The 10,000-nt window shown below is 50.5% G+C and carries 8 protein-coding genes; all 8 read right to left on the bottom strand.

The genetic code is table 11. From position 1 onward, the window contains the following. Positions 1–750 (bottom strand): helix-hairpin-helix domain-containing protein (locus tag LDL35_RS01450; RefSeq protein ID WP_304018760.1); only part of this gene is annotated, 750 nt, incomplete at its 3' end. Between the two features lie 77 nt (positions 751–827). After that, entirely contained in the window at positions 828–2,117 is a 1,290-nt protein-coding gene (locus LDL35_RS01445) for an OB-fold nucleic acid binding domain-containing protein (RefSeq protein WP_304018758.1), read from the bottom strand. Between the two features lie 15 nt (positions 2,118–2,132). Then, positions 2,133–3,425 (bottom strand): diaminopimelate decarboxylase, encoded by a 1,293-nt coding sequence (gene lysA, locus LDL35_RS01440; protein WP_304018762.1) that lies wholly within the window; start codon positions 3,423–3,425, stop codon positions 2,133–2,135. Continuing rightward, a complete protein-coding gene (locus tag LDL35_RS01435) occupies positions 3,422–4,570 on the bottom strand; it encodes an LL-diaminopimelate aminotransferase (RefSeq protein ID WP_304018756.1) in 1,149 nt (382 codons plus the stop codon). The genes lysA and LDL35_RS01435 overlap by 4 nt, the downstream gene beginning before the upstream one ends. Before the next feature lie 59 nt (positions 4,571–4,629). Further along, complete coding sequence (locus tag LDL35_RS01430; RefSeq protein WP_304018754.1) at positions 4,630–7,050, bottom strand: Cache 3/Cache 2 fusion domain-containing protein; 2,421 nt, start codon at positions 7,048–7,050, stop codon at positions 4,630–4,632. A gap of 174 nt (positions 7,051–7,224) precedes the next feature. Continuing rightward, complete coding sequence (locus LDL35_RS01425; protein WP_304018752.1) at positions 7,225–8,016, bottom strand: phosphotransferase family protein; 792 nt, start codon at positions 8,014–8,016, stop codon at positions 7,225–7,227. Positions 8,017–8,114: 98 nt separating this feature from the next. Continuing rightward, entirely contained in the window at positions 8,115–9,419 is a 1,305-nt protein-coding gene (locus LDL35_RS01420) for a hypothetical protein (protein WP_304018751.1), read from the bottom strand. A 77-nt stretch (positions 9,420–9,496) separates the two neighbouring features. Then, positions 9,497–9,895 (bottom strand): hypothetical protein, encoded by a 399-nt coding sequence (locus LDL35_RS01415; RefSeq protein ID WP_304018749.1) that lies wholly within the window; start codon positions 9,893–9,895, stop codon positions 9,497–9,499. Positions 9,896–10,000 lie beyond the last annotated feature (105 nt).

Here is a 10,000-nt window from a genome sequence, read left to right as displayed (position 1 = left end):
TGGATCCGCACCCTCTATCTCAAGACCCTTTACCATCTGCTCAATACGTTCAGGTCTGAAGGTATTTTCCGTATCCACGTAGATGACCGAACCATCAAGACCGCCAAGTTCCTCCGGGAGCTGGACGTTCACTGCCATCTGGTGAACAATCTGGGATTTACCAGAACCAAACTCACCATACATCTCGGTGATGGCCTGGGTCTCAAATCCTCCGCCAAGAAGTTCGTCTACCTCCGGAACAAGGGTTCGCAGCTTCTTGACCTTCAGACGCTGCTCAAATACATCAGTTCCGGTCTTAAATCCGCCGATATCTGCCTGGTCCCGGCACCACTTGATCATCTTCTTTGCAGTTGCCTCTCCCAGTTCAGCCGCCTCTGCAAGGGTTGCAGGAAGGGATGTTGCAATGCTTTCAACGGTCAGAAATCCTGCATCCCGTAGCTTTTCTGCAATTGCCGGGCCGACACCCGGAATATCCTCAATATCCAGTCTCCGCTGTTGCATATGTGTCGAATCTTCCTTCTGTGCGGACGAAGCATCAGTGGATCCTTCTGCACCAGGGTTTATCTGGGATGTACACCACTTGATCATCTTACGGGCGGTTGCTTCCCCGATCTCTGCAGTATCATAGAGTTCGGTTGCAGTTGCCTGTGCAATCTTTTCCACTGACTCATACCCGGCTTCACGGAGCTTTTCTGCAGTGGTTGGTCCGACGCCGGGAATGTCCTCAAGTTTGTATGCTTCTGCTGCCATAGTAGTTTCCTCATCATACAGGTGGCAGCGAGGGGTATTTAAGTCTAAAATAAACGGGGTGAAAGTGAAAATGGCATTTATGAAAACGACCGTATGAAGGAGGAAACCTCATTCTTCAGCCCTTCAAGGTCTTCTTTTACCTCCTCTTCACTTTCGCAGAAGACCCTTTTTCCACTTGCCCGGCCGGTCATAATGACATGTGACCCATGGGGGAGGCACGTCTCCACCAGCCATGATCCCTCCTGGTTGGTAATGACTACCCCCTCGGTTACATGCAAAATCCATCCTTCAATCCTGACCGGCTCTTCCTTATCAGGGATAACGGTGAGAGCGCCCCCTCTCCCCAGAGAGACCTCAATTTCACCGGATCTTCCTAGTTTTGTATAGGCATTATAGAGCATGATCGTCTCACCGGGGAGGAGGGTTCGTTTTGCCTCAGCATCCCACAGAACCAGAGGAAGATCGGCAGTTCCGTCAGAAAACCGGAGGTTCCGGACAAAGGACGTTGTTCCATCCCGCTTGGTAAAGGGTTTTGCCGGCAGGATCTTTGTTATCGTTCCCCGGACAGTACAGCTCGTTTCAGGAGCGATATTATCAAGCGATGTCACCGGGATTTCAGGAGCATTCTCAGCCGGAGTGATGAAGGTTTCCTCATCGCATACAATCTCCCGTCCTCCATAGTCTCCCTCCTTTGTCAGGGCACCGGTCACCGATACCGCCATTCCCGGAGATATTCCGGATAACAGGGCAGGCTCCCAGCAGATAAGCCGTGCTGTGCCGTTTGTATCACCGACAAGACCACTTACCATCTCGCCGCCGGTGCCATCCCGGCGGGTAAAGGGACGGGGTTGTCCAAGGCTGATGACGAGAAGATGCAGGTCTGTGCGCTCAGGGGGCTTGCGCTCTTTCACCTCCATGACACAGTCGATGTCCACACAGGTTTTCCGTAAATTCAGTGGCATAATCTCCCGTATGGATTTTCCATGCCGGCCGATGATCTCGACCACGTCACCTATCTCAAAGGTCTCTTCAAGGGCTGCAGCCTGCTCATCCCAGAAGACCAGTTCAACCTGTCCGGTCTCGTCAGCCACCGTCAGTCGTGCAACCAGCCCCTTCTCCCCCTCAGGGCGGTCAAACTCCCTGACACCGGAGAAGGCGATGATCTTTGCATAAAAACAAAAGAGGGAGGACTTGCCCCGCAGGCCCCGAATCTTGACATGGGACCGGCCAAGATCTTTTACTACCAGGAGGGCAGCCGTGGTCTCATCTGCGAGGTTCCCACAGTCGGCTATCTTCTTCTCTATCAGACGGTCGAACTCTTCCCTGCTTACCAGGTCATCGACCAGGGCATAATGATACCTGACCACCGGTTCACTCCGGCATTATCTGAGCCATGAAGGGGTCTTGAGGTTTGCCATCAGATCATCAATGGTCTCTGCCCTTCGCATCAGTTCAGCCTGTCCCTTCCTGACCAGCACCTCTGCACACCGGCCCCGGCCATTGTACTGGGATGCCATCGAGTACCCATAGGCACCGGCGTCAAGGACGGCGATCAGGTCACCGGCAACGACACCGGGAAGCTTCCGGTCATGGGCAAGAATATCCCCGGTCTCACAGATAGGCCCGGTGACGGTGTAGGTCCCTGCAGGCTCTTCATCAGCACGGTTTGCCACGAGCACCTCATGATAGGAGTCATACATAGCGGGACGGATGAGAAGATTAAACCCTGCATCTACATTCACAAAGGTCTTGTGTGCCTTCTTGACCGAGTTCACTTTTGTCAGGAGGACGGTTGAGTCACAGACCATGGACCGGCCAGGTTCAATCCAGATCTCAGGCTGAATACCGAGCCGTCCAAGGACTGATGTGCAGACCGGCATAACAGCATTGGCATAGCTGACAAAGGTTGGTGCATCTGCTCCATGATGATCATAGGCAACCCCAAGACCGCCACCGAGATCCACGAATTTAAGCTTCACACCCATCCGGTGGAGTTCCTCGACAACCTCCATCAGGACCTGTGCTTCCTTTGCAAAGGGTTCAACATCAAGGATCTGCGAACCGATATGACAGTGGATACCGACCGGAGTAACGTTCTTACAGGCAAGGGCTGCTGCATAGGCATCGGCAATCTCTGCTGCCGGGATACCAAATTTCGATGTGGCAAGGCCGGTTGCTATCTTCGGGTGGGTCGGCACATCAATCGCCGGATTGACCCTGAAGGATACCTCAACAACCTTTCCTGCTTCACCTGCAATCCGGTCAAGCTGGGCCAGTTCATCCAGTGAGTCAAGTGATACCCGGACACCCTTCTCAACTGCCAGCCGGTGATCTGCTTCAGTCTTGGATGAACCGTTAAAGAGCAGGTGCTCTGGTTTCATCCCGGCAAGAAGGGCCATGTGCAGCTCTCCGGATGAAAAGACGTCTGCTCCTGCACCCTCCTGAGCCAGGATCTTTATGATATTGAGGTTTCCATTTGCCTTTGCGGCATAGAGCACCCGGATATGCGGGTAATGATCTGACAGGGCTGATACATATCCCCGGTAGTTATCCCGAATCCTGGTCTCATCGGTGACGTAGAGGGGAGTTCCGTACTTGAATGCAAGTTCAACCGTGTCACACCCGTCGATCATCAGGTGCTGGTTTTTGATGGAGAGATGAGGGGGAAGGTTCACCATTTCACCTCACTCATCCGGTCTACTGCCTCTTTTATCCGGTCAACTGAGCGGGTGATTGCAAACCTGACATACCCTTCACCGGATTTTCCAAACCCGACACCAGGGGTTACGACAATACCGGTCTCGTCCAGCATCCGTGCTGCAAAGGAGATACTGTCAGGAACACTCATCCATACATAGAAGGTTGCCTTTGGTGTGGTGACATCAAACCCGAGTTTTGTAAGTCCGCTCACCAGGACATCCCGCCGTTCCTGATAGATTTTGCATGCCTCTGCAACACAGTCCTGGGGGCCCTCCAGGGCTGCAATGGCTGCATACTGAACCGGGTTAAAGACCCCGGAGTCGATGTTGGTCTTGACAATACCAAGGCCGCGGATAACCTCCTTGTTTCCAACCGCCATACCAATCCTCCAGCCGGTCATATTGTAGGTCTTTGACAGGGAGTGCATCTCAATTCCGACCTCCTCTGCTCCGTCGGTCTCAAGGAAGGAGGGTGCCTTGTATCCGTCAAAGGAGATCTCAGAGTAGGCATTGTCACTGACGACCACGATACCATGTTCCCGTGCAAACTCGACAACCTCCTGATAGAATGACGGGGGAGCAATGGCAGATGTGGGGTTGTTTGGGTAGTTTATCCACATCAGTTTTGACTTCTTTGCAATATCTTTTGGAATGGCGTCAAGGTCAGGGAGAAACCCGTTCTCTTTGAGGAGGGGCATCTCATACGTCTTTGCTTCGGCAAAGAGTGCTCCGGTGCTGTAGACCGGATATCCAGGGCTTGGAACCAGGACATAATCTCCCGGGCCGACGAGTGCTTCAGGGATATGGGCAACCCCGTCCTTTGAACCCATGAGGGAGATGACCTGTGAGTCAGGATCAACATCCACACCAAACCGCCTCTTATACCAGCCTGAAACCGCCTGCCGGTATGCCGCCATGCCCAGGTAGGAGGGATAGTGATGATTATCCGGGTTTTTTGCGGCATCGATGAGAGCATCGACGATATGGGGAGGAGTTGCAAGATCCGGGTCTCCGACGCCAAGGTCGATGACGTCAACCCCTTCAGCCCTTTTCTTTGCTTTCATCTCGTCTATACGGGCGAATAAATAGGGGGGAAGATTCTCTATTCGTTGTGCAAACATGGTGGTATACGTTAGCCACCAGAATTCATAGATGTTTAGGAGGAAAAAGATGAAGAGGATCAGACCTTAAACTGGTCCATCTCCTCATGTATACGCTTCACTGTTTCATGGGCCTGATCGGTGACCGCATGGATCTCTTCCATGGAAGAGTTAACCTGGGAGACCATGTGGGTGATCTGGTCCACGGCTGCAGAAGACTCTTCACTGGCAGCGGCAAGCCCGACTGATTCTTTTGCAGTCTGGGTCACCATGTCGCTGAACTCATTGACGGTTGCCGTGACTTCCTCCACAGAGGCGGCCTGTTCCTCACTTGCAGCAGCAACCTCACTCATGTTCGAGTTGATAACCGAGATTGAGGTTACGATCTCATTGAAGATATCGAGGGTTTCATTGACCGCCACATTCCCGCTCTCAATCTCCGTCAATGACTTCTTTACCGCTTCAGCCATGGCCGCTGACTTCTTCTGAAGACCTGATATGATACCTGCAATATGTTCAGCGGATTTCTGGGATTCATTTGCCAGTTCCTTGACTTCAGAAGCTACAACTGCAAATCCAAGTCCTGCCTCTCCTGCACGTGCAGCCTCGATAGCAGCATTCAGGGCAAGGAGGTTCGTCTCTTCTGCAATGGAACTTATTATATCCACAATACGGCCTATCTCCTCCATCTGCTGGCTGATCTCCTGGTTCATCTCATTGATTGCAGAAGATGCCTGCATGATGTCCTTCATCCCGCTCTCTGCCTCTCCGGCTGCTTTCTTCCCGTTTTCAGAGAGTTCGGCAGCAGTGTTTGTAAGAACCGACACCTGTTCCATCTTCGCAGCTACCGATGAGACGGTCGTTGCAAGGTCCTGCATGGCTGCGAGGATCTGCTGGGTGTTCATGCCACTCTTGTCTGCAAGATCATTGACTGCCGTTGCAATCCGTGCAACCTGGCTGACTCCATCAGATACATCCTCGATACTCTTGTGAGCCATGCCGGTCTCATGGGTGACGATTTCCACCTTCTCCGTGATCTCATTGACCTGTCCGGACAGGATATCCATATGATCCCGGACGGCAGTCAGGGAACGGGAGAGATCCACGCCGATGGTGTTCAGGGCATTCCTGAATTCAATGAATTCCCCTTCCAGATGTATATCAGGATTCATCCGTGCCTGGAAGTCACCGGAAGCATAGCTTCCACACAGACGCATGGCTTCCTGCAGCGGAACGGCCATGGCATCGACCGTCTCATTCACCCCATCGATGATAACCGCATAATCTCCCTGAAACTTACTAACATCCCCCCTGACATTCAGGTTTCCGGCCGATGCGGCTGAGCTTAGTGTCCTGACCTCATCCCTGAAGAGCTGGAATGTAGATACTACCTCTGAAAAGGCTTTTCTCAATACCGAAATTTCATCCCTGCTCTGTGATTCGGCAACGGTCACCGAGAGATCCCCATGCTGAACCTGATGGGCAACCCGGACCAGTTCATCCATTCTGCGGGAAATCGACCGGCCAAAGGAAACTGAGACCAGAGTACCGGCAATGATACCGACAATGACAACGAGGATGATGGTATTTCGGATGGTATCAAGTGGGCCGGTAAAGTCTGATAGGTCGCTGCTGGCAACGATGATCCAGTCAAATGGCTCAAAGTAATCATATGCGGCGATTTTATGTGTGCCTTGCCAGGGATATTCCTGGTATCCTTTCTTATCAGCAAGCATCCTCTTGACAAAGTCATACGAGGTCATGTCCTGACCTTCAAGAGAGGGGTGAAGAAGGAGTTTCCCCGTGCTGTCCAGGATATACATGTACCCATGTTCACCGATCTTCTTTTTCCGGATCTGATCCTGTAAAAGCCCGATAGTACTGGCCTCTTCAACTCCCACAAAGAGGATGCCGATGATGTCTCCTGAAGCGTCCTTTATCGGTTCATAGGCGGTGATATACTTCTTTCCGACAACATTTGCAGTTCCATAATAGGTCTGTCCTTTGTTTATGACCGCATCATACACCGCATCAGAGACCGGGGTTCCGACTGCCCGCTTTCCATCTTCACCGATGACATTGGTTGAGATACGAATCGCCTTATTTCCCTTCTTCTGGAATATCGTTGCAGCCCCGCCAAGAAGTTCCTGAACCGTATCAACAATCTCAAAATTATTATTCACCCGGTACGAAGAACCAAGGACGAGCTCCCCATTCACGATTGAAGGTTTTCCTTTCTCGTAAAAGAGCTGGCGAAGAACATTGAGATCACTGTTCACCTTGACCTGAGTCAGGTCATAGACCGTCTTCGTCTCTTCAGTGATATCCGCGGTCTGCATCTCAAGACTCATCCGGATATCATTCTTAATCGTGACTTCAGCACTGCTGTATGCGACATACCCGAGGGTGATCGTCGGAACGATGACCAGCAGTAAGCAGATAAGAATAATCTTCTGCCCTATCGTAGCATTGTCAAGCCAGTGTCTTACTTTCATTACCATGTGTTCCCCTCCCTGTACACAAGCAGCCTAAGGTTTTACTCTGCCATTCTTACACTGACAATATGGTGCAGGAAATATTTATTATGTAGGATTTTGATCAGCAGGGATTTAGAGAAAAATCAGAGACGAGGGCAGAATTTGTGGGACTTTTCCTACCCCAATAAAACCTGCAGATCAGAACAACGGCCGGACTGCTTTTTGTGCTTCAGGGGAGAGGTACCCATAGACCGCTCCGGCAACGACCGGAAGCCATGCAAGTATATCCTCCCTCCTTCTGCCCGTTACAGCACAGTACTTCTCAATATAGAGTTCTTCATATCCCTGACCGGCGATGCAGTAATCCATATAACTCCGACATGCATCAGCAGCCGGATCCCCACAGGAGACTTCAGCCCAGTCGATAATCATGCATGATTTCCCCTCACAGAGGATATTTCCCCCGTGGAAATCACCATGACAGAGGATAGTGCCGTCAGGAAGTGAATCAAGCATCTTAAGAAGTTTTTCTTTCTCTTCGGAGGTAAGTCCGGGACTTGCGTCAATCATTCTTTTCTGCATCGATTTCAACGGCAAAAATCCTGAAAATTCTACCTTATGTAATGCTGCCTGAAGTTTGACAACGGTATCCATGCACTCCGGAATTCTATTCCGGTCCTGAAGCATGACGTCAAGAAGAGAGATTCCCTTAACCTGATCCATAAGCAGGACCGTCCGGTTACAGAAGGTCTCAACCCCGTAGACCTTTGGAGCGGGAATATTGAGTGAGTTTACAACCGCCATCGTGTATCCTTCAAGAAATGCCTGATGTGGGGATTGATTCTCCCGAAATACCTTTGCCGCGATTCCATCCCGTGCATAGATGACTGCAGCCATACCAGCACCGATCTGGTCACCATACCGGTCCCTGAAGGCTTTATCATCTCCAACAGCTCCGAAAAAAGAATTTAAATTTATTTCATCTGTCATACTAACCCTCATTTTACAGCCATGCCCAGCACCATGAGAGGCAGGCATGTGATTATGAAATATTCTTTTGTAGCCCGGTTTATAGTATTCGATTCTCTTCACAGGGGGAGCGGGATCGTTCTCAGCAGAGATCCCAGACGTATCATTAAAATCCCGAGTATGAAGAGATTCGCAAGAACTATAGGTGGAGGGATAAGGCCGGGGATGATAAGATTCATCCCAAATCCCATGGTCAGAAGGTGCAGGACAATAACGATCCAGAGTAGTTTTTTCTTACCCTTTGACAGGGAGACCTGCGTATCCGGGGAGGAGCGGTGCGATTGCAGAACCGGAATGCCTATCTTTCCAAGCCCCGTACTTCCGGTGAGAAGATTCCAAAATCCCAGGATTCTGAGCATCCAGCCGGATAAGAGTCCGGGGACGATACAGGAGTACATACCAAGAAGGGCGATAAGGATTCCAATACCGATCAGGAACCATGAACGTTTGTATACGCCGAAGGGAGTTTTTCCAAGGGCCAGTACCTGAACTGCCATGATGACCATAAGCAGGCCGAACTGGCTGTCACGGGAGAAGAGGTAATAGCCCTTATCAGCCGGAATGAGAATAATCGCACATTCAATAAAGATAATCCCCAGCAAAAGGATGAACGATACCGGAATAGAAAGGGAGGCTTCTTGGTAGAAGAGAAACCCGACAATACCTGCTGTGCCCTTATCCTCCGAGGGTTCCGGATCTCGTTCTTTCGGAGGATATTCCTGTGAGAGTGTCTGTATACACCATGCAAGATAAAAAAGACCGGCACTCAGCACCAGCATGAGCAGGCCGGCAAAGATACCTGGCAGAAAACCGGGAAAGAGAACCAGAAAACCGAATAAAATCTCTGTCAGGTATACAAACCCACAGGCAACGGTCAGGTGCTGTAATATCCCCGGAGTCCTGATCCATTGTCTTGCCCGTCCTTCAGAGAAGAGGAGATTCATAAAGAGCACTACTCCGCCGGATATCATGAGACACCCGACCAGTTCAGGGATTATCCCAGCCAGAAAGCCTGGAATAAAACAGGCACTGGTTCCAAGAAGAGCGGTTGAGAATCCCAGGATGATGACTATCCAGGTACGACGAAAGGTACCGAACGGAGTTTTCCCAAGCGTTATCATCTGAATTGAGAGCAGGACAAGGAGTAACCCAAAGGTGCTGTCCGGATTGTAGGGGAGGAGTCCGGCATGAATCAGGAACGTGAGCAGGCCGAAGAGGAGCATGAATATGCCAAAGACGATCAGGATCACGGTTCCAAGGGTCAGATCACATGGGCTATCCAGCACCGGACCTTTCAGGTTTTTCAGAGGAGGAGGCGGGATGGTATATGCTCCTGTATATTCGGTACGTTCTTCGTGAGACATAGTGTAGGAATGGATGGTATTTTTCTGTTTCCTTCTTTCAGCAGATTGCCGGAATAGCTGGAAAGAGGAGTGAGGTCTCAGGTCAGATGGAACCCGATGCCATAATGTTTCTGTAAAAATCTCACAGTTTTTTCTGATTCTGCCCATCTTTTATCGAGATTGGTGATGATATCATCGATATCCTGAACACAGATGGCAACAGATTCTTCAATTTCAGGTGCATGCATCTCAACAAGTGAGGAAATTACCGTGAGCGGGTTTCTGATTTTGTCATTCAGCAGGGCCAGTTCAACAAGGTTCTGTTCTAACTGGAGCAGAAGTCTTCTTCTTTCTTCTTCCATTTTCTTCTGATTTGTAATATCTATAGCAACCCCGATAGCCCCGGTTATCGAATCTGTTGCGTCCCGCAGCGGAGAGGTGAACAGCACATACCTCCGGTTTTGATACGAAGCTTCCACGGTTGTGACAATTCCCATAAGAGCCTGGGAATTACGCTTCAGGGAAGGCAGTATCAGCCTGATGAAAGACCTCTCCTATTTTTTGTCCGACTCTCTCATGCGGAGAAAGACCCATGTTGATCA

This window comes from Methanospirillum hungatei, from assembly GCF_020216685.1.
In the GTDB taxonomy this organism is placed as follows: domain Archaea; phylum Halobacteriota; class Methanomicrobia; order Methanomicrobiales; family Methanospirillaceae; genus Methanospirillum; species Methanospirillum hungatei_B.
Note: the sequence above shows the minus strand (reverse complement) of the source record. Positions and strands in the feature narration are given on the sequence as shown.

Excerpts from the sequence above, each read along its gene's own strand:
- LDL35_RS01435 (WP_304018756.1), bottom strand. The coding sequence starts at position 4,570 with ATGTTTGCACAACGAATAGAGAATCTTCCCCCCTATTTATTCGCCCGT.
- LDL35_RS01430 (WP_304018754.1), bottom strand. The coding sequence starts at position 7,050 with ATGGTAATGAAAGTAAGACACTGGCTTGACAATGCTACGATAGGGCAG.
- LDL35_RS01425 (WP_304018752.1), bottom strand. The coding sequence starts at position 8,016 with ATGACAGATGAAATAAATTTAAATTCTTTTTTCGGAGCTGTTGGAGAT.
- LDL35_RS01420 (WP_304018751.1), bottom strand. The coding sequence starts at position 9,419 with ATGTCTCACGAAGAACGTACCGAATATACAGGAGCATATACCATCCCG.
- LDL35_RS01415 (WP_304018749.1), bottom strand. The coding sequence starts at position 9,895 with ATGGGAATTGTCACAACCGTGGAAGCTTCGTATCAAAACCGGAGGTAT.